The sequence below is a fragment of the Neobacillus niacini NBRC 15566 genome (assembly GCF_001591505.1).
Taxonomy (GTDB): Bacteria; Bacillota; Bacilli; order Bacillales; family Cytobacillaceae; genus Neobacillus; species Neobacillus niacini.
In genome coordinates, this window is the sequence record NZ_BCVA01000033.1 from 17,144 (window position 1) to 33,240 (window position 16,097).

At 38.3% G+C, this 16,097-nt stretch carries 16 protein-coding genes; 4 read left to right on the forward strand and 12 right to left on the reverse strand.

Annotation, left to right across the window (positions count from 1 at the left end; genetic code table 11):
* Positions 1-79: 79 nt before the first annotated feature.
* The 9 genes from BANA01_RS20195 to BANA01_RS20235 all read right to left on the reverse strand — a co-directional run bounded on the left by BANA01_RS20195 (position 80) and on the right by BANA01_RS20235 (position 9,205).
* A complete protein-coding gene (locus BANA01_RS20195; RefSeq protein WP_082799611.1) occupies positions 80-1,501 on the reverse strand; it encodes a sensor histidine kinase in 1,422 nt (473 codons plus the stop codon).
* Positions 1,473-2,174 carry a response regulator transcription factor gene (locus BANA01_RS20200; protein ID WP_063254429.1) on the reverse strand — a complete coding sequence of 234 codons (702 nt, stop codon included), beginning with the start codon at positions 2,172-2,174 and terminating at the stop codon, positions 1,473-1,475. Before BANA01_RS20200 ends, BANA01_RS20195 begins: the two co-directional genes overlap by 29 nt.
* Before the next feature lie 179 nt (positions 2,175-2,353).
* On the reverse strand, positions 2,354-3,328 hold the full coding sequence (locus tag BANA01_RS20205; RefSeq protein ID WP_063254493.1) for a quinone oxidoreductase family protein: 975 nt from the start codon (positions 3,326-3,328) through the stop codon (positions 2,354-2,356).
* A gap of 16 nt (positions 3,329-3,344) precedes the next feature.
* Positions 3,345-4,124: an enoyl-CoA hydratase/isomerase family protein gene (locus BANA01_RS20210; RefSeq protein WP_063254430.1), complete on the reverse strand. Its 780-nt coding sequence runs from the start codon at positions 4,122-4,124 to the stop codon at positions 3,345-3,347.
* Between the two features lie 34 nt (positions 4,125-4,158).
* Entirely contained in the window at positions 4,159-5,220 is a 1,062-nt protein-coding gene (locus tag BANA01_RS20215) for a phosphotransferase family protein (RefSeq protein WP_235847191.1), read from the reverse strand.
* Between the two features lie 122 nt (positions 5,221-5,342).
* Complete coding sequence (locus BANA01_RS20220) at positions 5,343-5,906, reverse strand: TetR/AcrR family transcriptional regulator (RefSeq protein WP_063254432.1); 564 nt, start codon at positions 5,904-5,906, stop codon at positions 5,343-5,345.
* A gap of 96 nt (positions 5,907-6,002) precedes the next feature.
* A complete protein-coding gene (locus BANA01_RS20225; protein ID WP_063254433.1) occupies positions 6,003-7,616 on the reverse strand; it encodes a long-chain-fatty-acid--CoA ligase in 1,614 nt (537 codons plus the stop codon).
* A gap of 58 nt (positions 7,617-7,674) precedes the next feature.
* A complete protein-coding gene (locus BANA01_RS20230; RefSeq protein WP_063254434.1) occupies positions 7,675-8,883 on the reverse strand; it encodes an acyl-CoA dehydrogenase in 1,209 nt (402 codons plus the stop codon).
* Positions 8,884-8,992: 109 nt separating this feature from the next.
* Positions 8,993-9,205: a hypothetical protein gene (locus BANA01_RS20235; protein WP_374933543.1), complete on the reverse strand. Its 213-nt coding sequence runs from the start codon at positions 9,203-9,205 to the stop codon at positions 8,993-8,995.
* A 211-nt stretch (positions 9,206-9,416) separates the two neighbouring features.
* Between BANA01_RS20235 and BANA01_RS20240 the strand changes: the two genes are divergently transcribed.
* On the forward strand, positions 9,417-10,295 hold the full coding sequence (locus tag BANA01_RS20240) for a VanW family protein (protein WP_063254436.1): 879 nt from the start codon (positions 9,417-9,419) through the stop codon (positions 10,293-10,295).
* Between the two features lie 27 nt (positions 10,296-10,322).
* Here the strand turns inward: BANA01_RS20240 and BANA01_RS20245 are convergent, their stop codons facing one another.
* Together BANA01_RS20245 and pssA are read right to left on the reverse strand one after the other, a co-directional pair.
* Positions 10,323-10,592, reverse strand: a complete 270-nt coding sequence (locus tag BANA01_RS20245) for a hypothetical protein (protein ID WP_063254437.1) — start codon at positions 10,590-10,592, stop codon at positions 10,323-10,325.
* Positions 10,593-10,737: 145 nt separating this feature from the next.
* Entirely contained in the window at positions 10,738-11,235 is a 498-nt protein-coding gene (gene pssA, locus BANA01_RS20250) for a CDP-diacylglycerol--serine O-phosphatidyltransferase (protein WP_411834977.1), read from the reverse strand.
* Between the two features lie 143 nt (positions 11,236-11,378).
* Between pssA and BANA01_RS20255 the strand changes: the two genes are divergently transcribed.
* Complete coding sequence (locus tag BANA01_RS20255; RefSeq protein ID WP_063254439.1) at positions 11,379-11,630, forward strand: sigma-G-dependent sporulation-specific acid-soluble spore protein CsgA; 252 nt, start codon at positions 11,379-11,381, stop codon at positions 11,628-11,630.
* A gap of 276 nt (positions 11,631-11,906) precedes the next feature.
* Here BANA01_RS20255 and BANA01_RS20260 read toward each other — a convergent pair whose 3' ends face one another.
* Complete coding sequence (locus BANA01_RS20260) at positions 11,907-12,776, reverse strand: YitT family protein (protein ID WP_063254494.1); 870 nt, start codon at positions 12,774-12,776, stop codon at positions 11,907-11,909.
* A 1,168-nt stretch (positions 12,777-13,944) separates the two neighbouring features.
* Between BANA01_RS20260 and BANA01_RS20265 the strand changes: the two genes are divergently transcribed.
* Together BANA01_RS20265 and BANA01_RS20270 are read left to right on the forward strand one after the other, a co-directional pair.
* A complete protein-coding gene (locus BANA01_RS20265; RefSeq protein ID WP_063254440.1) occupies positions 13,945-14,727 on the forward strand; it encodes a GNAT family N-acetyltransferase in 783 nt (260 codons plus the stop codon).
* 106 nt (positions 14,728-14,833) lie between these two features.
* Positions 14,834-16,084: an erythromycin esterase family protein gene (locus BANA01_RS20270; RefSeq protein WP_235847192.1), complete on the forward strand. Its 1,251-nt coding sequence runs from the start codon at positions 14,834-14,836 to the stop codon at positions 16,082-16,084.
* Positions 16,085-16,097 lie beyond the last annotated feature (13 nt).

Genomic DNA, 16,097 nt, shown 5'->3' on the forward strand with positions numbered 1-16,097 from the left:
TTAACAAACTATAACGGGATTTGGAAATTATTAAGAAAAAAGTCGGATTTAAAACAAAATAAAAACAGTAGGGATCTCCCTACTGCTTAAAAGTAATGATAAATTTCGTGCCTTTTCCTTTTTCACTTTGTACCTCTATTTCTCCGTTATGAAGGAGAACAAGCTGTTTCACAATCGATAGTCCTAGACCAAATGCCCCGTAAGGATTACTCGTTCTCGAGATTTCGGCTTTGTAAAAGCGCCGCCATATTTTTTCGACTTCACTTGGGTCAATGCCAATACCTGTATCCTCTACTTCAATAATCGTATTATTCTGTTCGTTTCGCCCTCTCAGCCAAATCGTACCATCTGAAGTAAACTGAATACTGTTCTTCGTAATATTAATTAAAATTTGGACGAGTCGATCATAGTCAGCATTGACGATAATCTCTTCGTCTGCTTCTACCAGGATTTGAACATTTTTCTCGTCTGCCTGTACAGATAATTGTTCTTGGATGATTTCTAACAGTTCCAATAACTGGATATCTCCCCTGAATAATTGTATTTGATTCGAGCGGATTTTTTCATAATCCAGGTTCTCATTGACGAGTCGAATAAGCCGCTTCGCTTCCTGACTAACTAAATTGATTCCTCGTTCCTTATCTTCTTCTGGGATCATGTCATTTTTCAACCCCTCGATAACCCCGCTGATTGTGGTTAACGGTGTCCGCATTTCGTGAGAAACATCCGCCATAAATTGACGTCTACGATTTTCAAGTGCGTCAATTTCCTCCATCGAATGGTTTAATACTTTTACCATATGGTTAAAGTCATTGGCTAACTCCCCAATTTCATCAAAATTAGAGGACGGTACGTGAACATGGTAATCTCCAGCAGACACAAGCGAGGTCGCTTCTTGGAGTCGTTTAATTCGATTCACATGGATTTTTGATAGCAGCCAGCTGAATAAAAACGAAACACCTAGTGCGATTAGAATAGTGTAAATCAAGAATTGGTTCACTTGGCGAATCATCGCACTCGAACCGCTGATTGGCGAGGTTAACAAGATCCCGCCAACAAACCTATCACGATTATCTAAATACGGTAATACAACAAAGGTAACACCTTGGTCAAACCGTTTATAATCACTTTGAACAATGATGGTTTGCCCTTGTGTAATTTTATCCCACTCTGAAGGTTTCAGTTCAATGGCCGGACCACTTCGTCCTACAGCATAAAGTTTTGCATTTTGATCAAACATACTATAACTAATTTTTCGCGAGCGCAGAACATTACTATATTGATTTAATATTTGATCTGTTGCAATCGGATTCTGCTCAATGTCAGATATGATTGCTTTTCCATAAGAGATTAATTCATCCGCTTTCTCCTCATAAACCAAATTACCCACATAATGAGCAAACAAAAGACTTAAAACGAGAAAAGCTACAATAATGATACTAATATGGCTGATAAACTGTTGAGAAAAATAATTAATTCTTATCTGTCTGATTCGACTCATCAAACTTATAACCTACTCCCCATACAGTGTGGAAGAATGAATGCGTTGTCGTTTCCACTTTTTTACGCAGTCGCTTAATGTGAACATCTACCGTTCGTTCGTCACCGTAAAATTGATATCCCCAAACCCGTTCAAGCAGTTGCTCTCTTGAAAATACTTGGCGAGGATGTTCCACCATATAATATAATAAATCAAATTCCTTAGGTGTCAGATTTGTAACTGGAACACCATCGACAAGGACTTCTCTCGTATTTTTACTAATTTTAAAATGCTCCGTCTGGAGAAAATCATCCATTGGAGCAGGAACTTGCGTCTGATATCTGCGAGTGACCGCCTTAATTCTAGCCATCAGAGTCAGCGGACTAAATGGCTTGGTAACATAATCGTCGGCACCCATTTCAAGACCGAGTACTTGGTCTGACTCTGTATCCTTCGCCGTCAGCATAATAATCGGGACCGTATAATGTTCCTCTCTGATTTTCCGGCAAATGCTTACCCCGTCCATCCCTGGCAGCATCCAATCCACAATTAACGCATCCCATGTCCCTGTTTTGAACGTGTTATACCCTTCAAGACCATCATTAACAAAGGTTCCTTGAATTCCTTCCTTGGCAAAAAACATCTCAATCATTGAGCAGACACTTGTATTATCTTCTATCACGAGTATTTTCAAATCCGTCACTCCTAGGAATAAACTCTTCTTTTCTTCAGTTTAAACGATTTTTCTCTCATATCAACTATATCGCAAAAACTTCCCGGGTATTTAATACTTTGTTCATAGTTTGTTAATATACACATGAAAAAGTGGTCTGGAATTTACCAGACCACTTTTTCATGTATTGGTAAAATAATTTACGGTTCTAGAATTAACTTACCAGTTGTTTTCCGTGATTGTAGTAACCGATGTACATCCGCTGCGTCCTCTAACGGGAATACACCGCCGATTGTTAGATTAAGCGCTCCTTCACCAAGATAAGTTAGCAACTCTATTAAACTAGGTTGAAGCAGCTCAGGCTTTCTCATAATCTGTGGCAAGAAAAAGCCAATAACAGACTGGTTTCGAGCCATTAATGAAGAAGGGTACATTTTGCTCTGCTCGCCGCTCGCTGCCCCAAACACAACCAGGCGGCCAAAAGTGGCAAGACATTTTAAGGTTTGATTAAAAACATCACCCCCTACCATCTCAAGTGCAACATCTACTCCTTTTCCTCCAGTCGCTTCTAATACCTGCTCCACCCAGTTTGTTTCTGAATAATTCACAAGCACATCCGCACCCATTTGACGGGCTAGTTCTAGTTTTTCAGCATTACTAGCGGTTGCAATAATCTTGCCAGCACCAAAAAGCTTTGCCAATTGTACCGCTAGTGTTCCTACACCCCCGGCTGCTGCATGAACGAGAACCGTTTCCCCATTTTCTAATCGGCCCATCGTTTTTAAGACATGATAGGCACTTAATCCTTGGAGAGGAAGCGCTGCTGCATTTCGAAAATCTAAATGCTTGGGAAGTGGAATTAATGAGCGCTCATCGGCCAGCGCAAATTCTGAATAACCACCTGACTCAATCAATGTAACTACTCTCATCCCTGGTTTAACGTTGGTTACTTTTTCTCCCACATCTGCTACCACCCCTGCGATTTCTGCCCCCGGAATAAAGGGAAGTGGTGTCTTGACCACATATTGACCTTCCCTTCTTGCCGTATCAGCATAATTGACGCCGATTGCCTTAATTTCAATTAGGACTTCACGACCTGCAGGTACTGGTCTCTCAATCTCTACTATTTCTAACACTTCAGGACCGCCATATTTCTGTAATTGAATCGCTTTCATGTTTAAAACTTCCTTTCTACCTTCCTTTATAAACGGGCTTTCTTTTTTCCTTAAATGCCGCAACGCCCTCCTTGTGGTCGTCCGTTTGTACCATTAAAACTTGAGTAAGTCGTTCTTGTTCCAATATTTCTTCAAGTGACCTGTTGAAGGATTGGTCAATTAATTTCTTTTGTTTCCCGTAAGCTTTACCTGCACCTTGGGCTAAACTTAATGCTAGTTTCGTAGTCTCTTCTTGGAGCCTCTCTAATGAGAACAAAGAATTAATAACTCCTAATTGAAAGAGACGTTTTGCCGGAATAGGCTCTCCACTAAAGAAAAACTGCTTTGCTAAATGTGGACCAATCAGCTTTGGAAGAAAATAAGAACCTCCTCCATCCGATACCAAACCTACCTTAGAGAAGCTAAGCGCAAACTTACTGTCCTCAGCTGCAACAATGATATCGCAGGCGAGAGCTAAATTAAATCCCGCTCCTGCTGCAAAGCCGTGAACAGCAGCGATAATCGGTTTTTCTAAATCTTTCATTTGTAAAATTAATTCGTTTAATTTTCCGATATGTTCATAGACTTGATTTCCATCACTCTGTCCCATGGTTTTCACATCACCGCCAGCACTAAAGGCGCGGCCGGCACCTGATAAGACAATTACCTGTACATCCGGGTCATTTTTTGCTTGACTAAGAGCGTTTGTCAATCCCAAAACCATTTCGGAACTAAAAGCATTTAGACTCTCTGGTCGATTTAATGTTAAGGTCAGAACAGGACCCAACTTTTCTACTAATAAATGTGTATTCTCCAATAAAATCTTCCTCTCTACATTTATTAAATTCTCTTTAAAACTCTCCAGAAGCAACCTTTACGGCATGTTCCATTAACATTTTTGTTTTAAGGTTGAAGTTGGCAAATCGAAGATCATTGGTTTGCCCTTTCTTATAGCGGTAATATATTTGTTGACAGATAACTGCTAACTTAAAGTAGGCAAAGGTTAAATAATAGTTCACATCTGTAACGTCCCTACCGCTTTTCTTTGCATAGCGCTCAATGAATTGCTTCCTTGTAAAGAAACCATCGTTTACCGTTACCGGTGCTTTACCCAGCCCCAGTTTTAACTCCTCCGGATCATCCTCTTGATTCCAATAGCCCATCACAACACCAAGGTCACAAAGAGGATCGCCTACCGTTGTCATTTCCCAATCAAAAAGCCCAACCATTTCAGACAAGTTCTCATTAAACATTGCGTTATTAAACTTATAGTCATAGTGAATGATTGCAGTACTCTGTTGGGCTGGTATATGGTCTGACAGCCATTTTTTGAGCGTATCTACAGCATTCACTTCATCCGTTTTGGACTGTTCATATCGACCAATCAATCCATGTACCTGCCTTACTGTGAATCCCTCAGGTTTACTGATTTCACCAAGTCTTGTTTCTTTGTAATTAATTCCGTGAAGTTCGACTAATTTATCAACCATAATTTCTGAAAGCTGCTGGCACAGTTCCTTCGTTACCGTTATTTCATCAGGGAAAAAAGTATCAATGACAATGCCATTTTTGCGTTCCATGATAAAGAATGGACTTCCAACTATGTCCTGTCGATTGGAAAATAGGATTGGCTTTGGTGTAACGGAAAAGACTGGGTTGAGCTCAGAGATGATTTTAAATTCTCTTTCCATATCATGCGCTTTCGGTGCGACTGGCCCTAACGGCGGGCGACGTAAAACGGCTTGCCATTCACCTACTTTCATTTGATAGGTTAGATTTGAGTGGCCAGCGGAAAACTGAAGAAGTTCAAGGGGGCTATTGGGCAGATTTTCAATATTTTCCCGCAAAAATTGCTCTAAAATATCTAAATTTAATTCCTCTCCTTTTCGGACTGGAATTGTATCTTTGCTCATTTGGTGAGGCATACGATCACTCCTGTCATTCAAAAGATTCAGTCTATTTTAAATATACCTACTGGTTAGTATGCCATAGTGAAAAGGAGAGCCTAGTGTCAGACACCCTCCATAAATTTTTATTAATTTGCTTGAATTCCCTCTAATATCATTTCAACAAAAATCTCTGCTACTTCACGGTCTGTAGACGGCCCCTCTGGATTAAACCATTGATAGCTCCAATTGGAAGCCCCTAGAATACCAAAGGTAACAATATGAGCATTCAAGTCTGACCGAAACTCTCCTTTTTCGATTCCATCTTTAAGAATCTGCTCAACATTCAATCGGAATTCGTCCCGCTTTGGCACAATTAAAGCTAGTCTTTCTTCATTTAAGTTTTTCATTTCTCTAAAAAAGATCTTCGCAGCCGATCCTTGTATTTTAATGTTACTAATTAGCATGTAAACAATATCGAAAAGCTTCTCTTTGCAGCTTCTATTATCATCCAGTATTTTCCTTTGTTTTTCTAGTAAGTAATTAATATATCCGAGATGAATGTCCATTAGAAGTTCTTCTTTACTCGAAAAATAATAGTAAAACGTCCCTTTGGTCACACCAATGGAATCTACGATGTCCTGGATGGATGTTTCCTTGAAACCCCTTTTCTCGAACAGATTAATGCTATGTTCTGTTATTTTGTCTTTCACCGTTCATGTCCTCACAATCTGTAATATGTCTAGTGAAATTATACCATATTCTATTTCGCAACAAACATGGGCAACGAGCGAAAATTGGTTGACCTCTTAGTTTTTAACAGTTTCCTCTCGTAAGGCACGGCGGAGAATTTTTCCAACCTGTGTTTTTGGTAATTGTTCACGAAATTCAACCATGCGAGGAACCTTGTAAGCTGCCATATTTAATTTACAGTATTGAATCAATTCTTCTTCTGTTGCTGTTTGCCCGTTTTTTAAAACCACAAAAGCCTTTACATCTTCTCCACGGTAGGGGTCTGGTACTCCGATGACAACTGCTTCTTGGACAGCAGGGTGTTCATAAAGCACCTCTTCAATATCACGAGGATAAATATTGAAACCGCTCGCAATAATTAAATCCTTCTTACGGTCAACGATATATAAATACCCATCATCGTCTATTTTTGCGATATCACCAGTAAAGAGCCAGCCATCTCGTAATGTATTGGCTGTTTCCTCAGGCATATTCCAATAGCCTTTCATGATTTGAGGACCCTTTATAATGACCTCACCCAATTCACCAACCGGAACTTCCTCCTTGCCACTTGCAACATCTACAATCTTGTATTCAGTCGATGGCATGCCTATGCCAACACTTCCTGGTTTGCGATTTGTAAATGGGGGGTTACAATGGGTGGTTGGCGACGCTTCAGAAAGTCCGTATCCTTCTAGGATTTTTGCCCCTGTTTTTCTTTCAAACTCCCGAAGAAGTTCTACTGGCATGGGTGCACTGCCGCTATTGCAGGTTTTAATACTATTAATTCCATACTCCTCTGCATGCGGATGGTTCGTAATCGCGACATACATGGTTGGAACTCCTGGGAAGGTAGTGGGCTGTTCGTTTTTAATCGTGTTCAATACTTCCTCTAATTCAAACCGAGGAAGCATGATGGATTCCCCGCCTGTAAAAATCGTTAAGTTCATACAGGCTGTCATACCAAATACATGGAAAAGTGGAATTACCGTTAAACAGCGATCTTTCCCTAATTCAAATTCATGCTTGAAGAATTCATAGGATTGAAGGACATTGGCCACAATGTTACGGTGTGTTAACATCGCTCCCTTCGATCTTCCTGTTGTTCCGCCAGTATACTGCAGAACTGCGATGTCATGTTCGAGTTCAATCGTAACAGGAGTCACTTTTCCATTTCCATCTGCAAGAAAGGTTTCAAAACTCCTATCTGGAGAAAAGTCTTGTCCAGAGGGCTGCAGGCTGACGACAATAATATTTTTCAGGCTCGTACGGTGTTGAACGCTTTTTACTCTCGGATAAAAAGCGTCCATAACAACAATCGTGTCGGCACCTGAATCATTTAGTATATATTCAAGCTCGCGTTCAACACTCATTGGGTTTACCTGCGTTACGATTGCCCCTGCTCCTAAAATGCCATAATAAGAAATGACATATTGTGGGCAGTTCGGAAGCATAAGTGCCACTCGGTCTCCCTTCTGAACTTGATTTTGCTGTAGTGCTGAGGTAAATCCTTTAGAAAGACCTAGTAATTGTTGATAAGAAATTTTTCTGCCATAGAAGGAAAGTGCATGATTTTCGGGATATTTTGCTGCAGTATCTTGAAGTATTTCTACCATATTTTTTTCAGGGTTAGAGATTGTTGATGAAATTGATTCTGGGTATTGAGCCCGCCATGCTTTCTTTTCAGCCATTGGTTTCCCTCCAAAAATATTTTTTTTTTTAAAAGTAACCCTTCCTCAAGTTTGATTACTACTGGTATTTCTTTAATTCAAGCTTAGCGACCTGAGCACGGTGTACTTCGTCTGGTCCGTCAGCCAGCCGCAATGTTCTAGAGTTTGCCCACATCGCTGCAAGTGGAAAATCATTTGAAACTCCTGCTCCCCCAAATGCTTGAATCGCTCTATCAATTACACGTAATGCCATATTAGGCGCCACTACTTTAATCATCGCAATCTCTGTTTTTGCTTCTTTATTTCCAACAGTATCCATCATATAAGCTGCCTTTAAAGTCAAAAGCCTTGCTTGTTCGATCTCAATCCTTGAATCGGCAATCCACTCTTTAATAACCCCTTGGCTTGAGAGCGGTTTTCCGAAGGCTTCACGATTTTGAACGCGCTTACATAAAAGTTCAAGAGCTCGTTCTGCAGCACCAATCAGTCTCATACAATGATGTATTCTTCCGGGTCCTAATCGTCCCTGTGCAATCGCAAACCCTTTTCCTTCACCCCAGAGAATGTTGTCAGCCGGAACCCGAACATTTTCAAAAGTAATTTCGGCATGTCCATGCGGGGCATGGTCAAAACCGAAAACAGGAAGCATTCTTTCAATTGTAATTCCTTGAGTGTCAAGTGGGACTAGAATCATCGATTGCTGCTCATGACGGTTGGCATTAAAGTCCGTCTTACCCATTACAATCGCAATTTTGCACCTAGGATCACCTGCACCAGAAGACCACCATTTACGTCCATTTATGATGTACTCATCACCATCTCTTACAATGCTTGCTTCGATATTCGTTGCATCGGAAGAAGCTACTCCCGGTTCCGTCATCGAAAAGCATGAACGAATTTCTCCTGCCAATAATGGTTTTAGCCACTTTTCTTTATGTTCCTCTTTACCATAACGAACAAGTACCTCCATGTTACCTGTATCAGGTGCATTACAGTTAAATACTTCTGGCCCAATTAACGAGCGTCCCATTATCTCGCAAAGTGGAGCATATTCCAGATTGCTTAGACCTGCTCCATATTCACTTTCCGGGAGAAATAAGTTCCAGAGACGCTCTGTTTTTGCCTTTTCCTTTAAGTCTTCCATTACCTGTGGAATAGCACTCCAACGATTTTTCTGGACGTTCAACTGCTGCTCATAAATATTTTCATTTGGATAGACATGCTCCTCCATAAAATTGATTAGTCTTGTCTGTAACTCTTTAACTCTAGCAGAATATGAAAAATTCATCTCCCCACCCCTTTACACATACTAACCAGTTGGTATCTACACCTGCTATTATACCTCCAAACATTAAATATTCCAATTTATTTCAAAATATTCTAACAAATAATCTGTTTTAATATCTTTTTATACCCTTTTTTTGCTTATTCATCAATTCATGTGATTTTTCAATGATATCGGTTAAGACGTCCCCTTTATATACTCGACCTAATTTGAGGTTTTCCTGATAATATTCTACAATTTCATCTAATTTGTCTGATGTTTCTTTTGAAATTCTTACATTTAATTGTATTCTTCCATTCTCAGCCAAGGGAGACACTCCTATCATATTTATAGCAACCTGCTAGCACATTGCTTAATTCGTGTAATAACTTGATTATATACTATTATTCTGCACTTATTTCAACAAATCCAAAAAAAGAATGATACTTCTATCCAAAACCTTATCTAATAAAGTATAAATTTAGATATTATTCAGCTTAGTTTTTACATAAAAACACAAATTTTGCTTCACATTATGGTGAGGAGGTTTGTACGATATGGGTATAAAATGGTTATTTAGTTTATTACTTACGATTCAAGTGATTCCTCAAGCCGGTATTCAACTAACAAAAGAAGGAAAACCCATTTCGACTATTAATCGGGATGAATATGCTGTTGGTGATCCAAATTTCTTTATTTTGGATACAGAAAAATATGATCTTCTAGTAAATGAATTGGAAAAAAAGTTTTCTACTCCTCCCAAAAATGCAAAATTGGACCAACATGGAAATATTATTCCTGAGGAGCTTGGCCTTCGTGTCAATCGACAAGCTTTTACAGAAAGCTTTTATTCCTTTTTTTTCAAACAGAGCACTTCAAGCTTAGAGATCCCAATGTATTCTGTTTTTCCAAAAGTAGATAGTGAATTACTATCAGATATTAGAAGTATTCGCATTGGCCGTTATATTACTTCTTTTAATACGAGTAATACAAAGCGTTCCACCAATATTAGGCTAGCTGTCGAAGCGATTAATAATTATGTCGTTTTTCCTGGCGAGACATTTTCATTTAATAAAGTAGTCGGTAAAAGAACCTCAAAAAAGGGCTATGAAAAGGCTAAAGTGATTGTGAGAGGTGAATATGCGGAAGACATTGGCGGGGGAATCTGCCAGGTTTCCTCAACATTATTCAATGCCGTTGATAGTGCAGGTTTGAAAATTGTCCAGCGCTTTTCACATAGCAGACATGTTCCATATATTCCGCCTGGACGTGATGCAACTGTTAGTTGGTATGGTCCGGATTTCGTATTTAAAAACATGTATAACCAACCAATATTAATTCAGGCTAGAACAATGGGGCGTCTTTTAGTGATTACGCTATATTCCTCCGAAGTCATTGAATACAGTCCCAAGGAGGTTCCATTTCCCCCATTATGAAAAAGCCCGCAATAATGCGGACCCTTTTTAACGCTCTTTATGATCATTTCTCAACGCACTTGCTAATAGTTCTTCGGAGAATTCAGCAAGTGCGGTGTTATTAATATTTATGTTGTTTTTCGGTGTAAAGCTTTGGACTACATCCTGAAAAGGCACCGAAACATTCTTTCGTTTTCCTCTTGTTAGTCCAATAACGGCAGCGCTTATTCCAACTCCTAGAAGAGATACCCACATGGTTCCTCTACTCTTTCGTTTTTTTCCAAACATATTGAAAAATGGTTTTACTACATCTCTCATCCAAAGCACTCCTTCTTTTAACATGAAATGGAAAGTAAAACTCCTCTTCCATTAGCTTAATGTTTGTATTTAAGGCAAGAATATGTTTGGGAACCTTCGGTGGAAATGTTAGTTGTTTACAGATGTTAGAGGTTCACATAAAGCGTTATAGCTTTTTTATCCTTATAGGGCTAACCATTAGAATTGAAAGTAAAATCGTAATGAGTGAATTGCTATATTGGAATACTCCCAAACAAGCCATTAATAGTCCCGCTGCCGTTATTGGCAGACCCATAAAATAACCTCTTGTTGGTTTTACATTAAATTTCGCCAACCGTAAGGCACCCATAGTGGGAAAGAGCATAAATGCAATAGTTGTTAGAAATGATGGTGCTTCTAAACAATAAAAAAGGAGTGCAGGTGCAACACCAAGGCTGACAATGTCTGCTAACGAATCAAGTTCAACTCCAAATTCACTGTTAACCTTCAATCTTCTCGCTAATCTTCCATCAAAAAGGTCGAAAATTGCTGATAAAAAAATAAACATGGCTGCCGTCCGTAAGTAACCATTCATATTAAAAGTAATGGAAAATACTCCTGATAATAAATTTCCAATAGTAAATAAATTTGGCACTGCTCTCGCCAGATGGTTTATCAAGCAGATCCCCCCTTTCGTGGTTATGCTTTCATCCACGAATTGCTTTTTTATATTCTGCACCAAATATATAAATGTGAATCTTAATAATGATGCAGGTATGATAAAATCCATTTCGTCAAAAGATATTTAATGAAAGGCGGTTGACAAAAATGGACAAAACATTGGGCTATTTACGTGAAATCTTATCAAATTACACTGATGACCACTCCGAGGGTAGACAAATATACCGTAAATTGTCTGGGGGGCATTTTTCAAATGAGGGTGATTTTGTTAGGCATTTAACTCAAAAGGAGATAAACTTTTTAAATAATATGCTTCCTAAGGAAATTAACCATGCCAAAGAGGAACTAGATGAGAAACGTGCTCATGAATTAAATGAAGTATATGAACTCCTTTTCTAATTTTAATACCAATACCAACAGGAGAGATGTTAGCTTTTAACCTGATATCTCTTCTTCGGGAAATAAATCGAGTTCTTTTTTAATTATTTCCTAGGTAAGCGCATACATTGACAAAAGATGATGTTTTACTGTGTATTTTTCCCCAATAAACGACAGAAAACGGGCAATTTCATAAGACGCCCGCCTGTTCCGAATCACTCCTCTTAACTCTATATAAAAATGATATCACTTTAATAACAAAAAAAGACATAAAAAAACCGCCAAACGGCAGCCTCTTTAATGAATATTTCTTTTCTTAAACCTGCCTCCGCGAACTTCCGCGATATCGGCAACCGCAAGAAAGGCATTTTCATCATTTTCAGTAACGATTTCCTTTAACTTCGCTTCTTCAAGACGGTTAATGACACAGAAAATGACCTTCTTGTGATCGCCTGAGTAGGCACCCTCTCCATTAATATACGTAACACCACGGCCAAGACGATTCATAATCGCCTCGCCAATTTCCTTTGAATTATCACTTATGATCCAAACTGATTTGGATTCATCAAGACCAGTGACAGTAATATCAATGGTTTTGTAAGCTACAAAATAGGCAATCAGCGAATACATTGCCCGATCCCATGAGAAAACAAAACCTGCGCTTCCTAGAATAAATAAATTAAAAAACATGATAATTTCACCAACAGAGAAAGGAAGCTTTTTATTAAAGAGAATAGCAAGAATTTCAGTACCATCCAGGGATCCTCCATAGCGGATGACCATCCCTACGCCAATTCCGAGAACGATTCCACCGAAAACGGTTGCAAGTAAGATATCCTGAGTAAATGCTGGTACTGGATGAAGCAATGTGGTGCCAAGTGATAGAATGATAATTCCATAAAGAGTGGATAAAGCGAAGGTTTTTCCAATTTGTTTATAACCGATATAAAAAAATGGGATATTGAGAAAAAAGATAAAGAAACCTAATTTCCAACCAGTCAAATAGGAAAGCATAATCGAAATTCCTACAATGCCTCCATCAATTACATGATTGGGTACAAGAAAAATTTCCAACCCTACCGCCATTAATGCTGCGCCAACTGTAATAAGCATAATTCTTTGAATAATCTTTGAAGTTGGCAACCCCCGGTGTTGAATTTTCTCCATAAGTATTTTATGTTGCTCATTTTGATCAATATTTGGAATTCCTGACATTATCTTGCCCCTTTCGAATAAAATTTCTAATTCCATTATAACAGGATATTGATAGTTTTTTGAATTTTTATGCACTTTATTTCCCATTTTTCCAACTAGGTTTTCAACTAACATACTGCCAAATAAATTACTTAAACAACGCCGATTAAGAACAGGAAAGAAGCCGCCTCTTATAGAGACAGCTTCTTGGGAATTTAACCTCTTAGGGGACCCAACCATGACATCAGCTATAATGTCTTCACACTTCTATCGAATCGTTTTACAACTCTAATAGAAGGTTTAAGATTCAGCCGATGTGTGTTGTTCCGTTGAAGGAATTAATTCACATGAAATGAATGGAATTCAAATTCCTTTAAAGAAACAAACCTTACCGGTATTACCGATGACTCATATCCTCTTATTTATTTGGATCAGCTTCTTGGCAATGCAGTTTTTGATTTGGTTGAAGGGTTAGATAAACATACCGATAAAGAGGCTTCATTTATCAACTATATTTATCTGTTAACTTAATCCTTACTTTTAGTTGAGCTCCTTTTTCAATGTTTAGTACCAAATAGATTTATTGCGCTCTAATTGTTTCGGTCATTGGAAATTTTGATTCTTCTTTTTTTCATTACTTTAGGTTTCTTCTCAATAAGGAAGCTTCCATTATAATTTTAAGAAAAATCATTTTGGTTTGAGAGATTTACCTGCGTACCCTTTTGCATAGGCAGATAAATTTAACTTTACTCCCATATCCAATAACTTTTGTACCTTCATTTGAATCAGGTGATTTCCTCATTCACTAAAAGAGGATTTAGTTAGGTATCCACCTTTCCATTTCAAGTTACATCGCTCCACTTACCAAACATTGCAAAGGGAAAACCTTTACTACTCGTTCACAAACGGAACGAACACGGATGGTTGAGTCTCCTAAGAAGTTAATTCTTATTTATTTATCCTTTACACCTATAGTATAACACCAAAAATATCTGTTTACACAAAGGGTTGTGACAAATTGGTGAATTTTTCAAAATTACTAGATTATTATAAATATTAATAGTTTAGTATACATTAAATATTATTATTGAAATTTTGCAATGATTTGATTACGCTAGTAACAGCAAAGGAGGATAATATGATGATAAGAAAGTTAACTAAAAATGACCACGCTATGGTCCTTTCATTTTTAAGCGAGGAACCCTCCATTAATTTATTTATTATTGGGGATTTAGAGGTTTTTGGGTATGATTCTGACTTTCAAGAAATCTGGGCAGAATTCGATCAACAAGGTGAAATCAAAGCTGTCCTTCTCAAATTCTATCAATCGTTTATTCCTTATGCAAAAGGCGAATTTAATGTTAATGAGTTTGTATCTATTATTACCTCCTATTCACAGCCATTCTTCATGTCCGGAAAATCAGATATTGTGGAGAAGTTCGAAGCATTCCAGGAGCTAAAGCTAGGAAAAAAGCAAGAAACTTTTTTTGCAGAGTGCAAAAGCACCGAAAAACTTGAAGAAACGAATATGGAGATAAAAAAGGCTACTCTTGATGATATTGAAAAAATATTATTGATCCGTAAATCAATTGAAGAATTTCAAATCAGAGACGACGCAGCTGAAATGTTACGTTCGTCAATGGAAACCAACACTGCAAGGAGCTATTACACAGAAGAAGACGGACAGATGACAGCATGTGTATCTACAACGGCGGAAAACTCCATTTCCGCTATGATTGTTGGTGTTTGTACACGGAAGGAATATCGCCGCAAAGGATTAGCAACAGCGATTATGCAAAAGCTTTTTAAAGATGTATTAAATGAAGGCAAAGTACTCTGCTTATTTTATGATAATCCTGAAGCTGGACGTATCTATAAACGACTTGGTTTTAAGGATATTGGAATGTGGACGATGTACAGATGAAATATGCAAAAAAAACTCCTTAAATTAATTTGGGAGTTTTTTTGTTATTTAGGTGAGCCAATAGGGAACATTAGCAGTATCACTTTGAATGAAAGGATGTCTGCATATGTTTGAGTCCCTAAAAAAATACAGTAAACCCTTTACGACAGTGGAGGATCTTGCTCCTTTGCTAGCAGCAATTGGTGATGCCAAGTATGTCCTCCTAGGTGAATCTTCACATGGAACTTCGGAATTTTATACAATTCGTGCTGAACTCACCAAAAGGTTAATCAAGGAAAAAGGCTTTTCTGTCATTGCGGTTGAAGGAGACTGGCCATCCTGCCAAAGCATTAATCGTTACATAAAAAACATAGGATTCCACACTGATGTTAGAAGTTCTCTTGAAAGCTTTAATCGCTGGCCAACATGGATGTGGGCGAATGAAGAAGTGATTGAATTAGTAGAATGGTTAAGAAATTATAATCAACAAACCAAACGAAAGAATAAAGTAGGATTTTACGGTCTAGATGTCTATAGTCTTTGGGAGAGTATGGACGAAATCATAAAGTATTTAGAGAAAACTGGTAACTCAGGGCTAAAACAAGCAAGAAATGCCTTCTCCTGCTTTGAGCCTTATAATCGAAATAATGAATCGTATGCAGTTTCTGCAGGATATTTATCAGAAAACTGTATAAAAGAAGCAGTCGCACTTCTTCATTCCATTCAGAAAAACAAATGGAAATATGACGATGAGGAAGAAAACAGCTTAAATATGGAGGTCAATGCCCTTGTTACAGTGAATGCTGAAGAGTATTACCGCACTATGGTCTTAAGCGATTCAAAGTCTTGGAACGTAAGAGACATCCACATGGTTGAAGCTTTGAATGCTGTCATGAAGTATTATGGTGAAGGTGAAAAGGTCATCATCTGGGAACACAATACCCATGTTGGCGACGCGCGTGCAACCGATATGATGGATGCTGGAATGGTGAATGTCGGTCAGTTGATAAGAGAACAGAATTATCCTGATGATGTATACATCGTTGGCTTCGGAACAAACAGTGGTACGGTGATTGCATCAACGGAATGGGGAGTAGATTTTCGTGTTACGAATGTTCCAGAGGCCCAAGCTGGGAGTTGGGAAAACCTTATGCATAAAGCGGGTGCATGTAACCAATACCTCTTGTTTAACAATGAAAATCGCGGAGAATTCAAACAAACGATTGGGCACCGTGCTATTGGGGTTGTATATAGGCCAGAATATGAACAATATGGAAATTATGTACCATCTGTCATGAGCAGCCGGTACGATGGGTTTATCTTTGTAGACAAAACACATGCATTACACCCAATTGTAATGGAAAGTCTTATTTATTAGAACTTTTTTCTCA

Excerpts from the sequence above, each read along its gene's own strand:
- BANA01_RS20205 (WP_063254493.1), bottom strand. The coding sequence starts at position 3,328 with ATGAAAGCGATTCAATTACAGAAATATGGCGGTCCTGAAGTGTTAGAA.
- BANA01_RS20255 (WP_063254439.1), top strand. The coding sequence starts at position 11,379 with ATGGACAAAACATTGGGCTATTTACGTGAAATCTTATCAAATTACACT.
- BANA01_RS20240 (WP_063254436.1), top strand. The coding sequence starts at position 9,417 with ATGGGTATAAAATGGTTATTTAGTTTATTACTTACGATTCAAGTGATT.
- BANA01_RS20270 (WP_235847192.1), top strand. The coding sequence starts at position 14,834 with ATGTTTGAGTCCCTAAAAAAATACAGTAAACCCTTTACGACAGTGGAG.
- BANA01_RS20195 (WP_082799611.1), bottom strand. The coding sequence starts at position 1,501 with ATGAGTCGAATCAGACAGATAAGAATTAATTATTTTTCTCAACAGTTT.
- BANA01_RS20230 (WP_063254434.1), bottom strand. The coding sequence starts at position 8,883 with ATGAATTTTTCATATTCTGCTAGAGTTAAAGAGTTACAGACAAGACTA.
- BANA01_RS20215 (WP_235847191.1), bottom strand. The coding sequence starts at position 5,220 with ATGAGCAAAGATACAATTCCAGTCCGAAAAGGAGAGGAATTAAATTTA.
- BANA01_RS20260 (WP_063254494.1), bottom strand. The coding sequence starts at position 12,776 with ATGGAGAAAATTCAACACCGGGGGTTGCCAACTTCAAAGATTATTCAA.
- BANA01_RS20265 (WP_063254440.1), top strand. The coding sequence starts at position 13,945 with ATGATAAGAAAGTTAACTAAAAATGACCACGCTATGGTCCTTTCATTT.
- BANA01_RS20225 (WP_063254433.1), bottom strand. The coding sequence starts at position 7,616 with ATGGCTGAAAAGAAAGCATGGCGGGCTCAATACCCAGAATCAATTTCA.
- BANA01_RS20235 (WP_374933543.1), bottom strand. The coding sequence starts at position 9,205 with ATGATAGGAGTGTCTCCCTTGGCTGAGAATGGAAGAATACAATTAAAT.
- BANA01_RS20245 (WP_063254437.1), bottom strand. The coding sequence starts at position 10,592 with ATGAGAGATGTAGTAAAACCATTTTTCAATATGTTTGGAAAAAAACGA.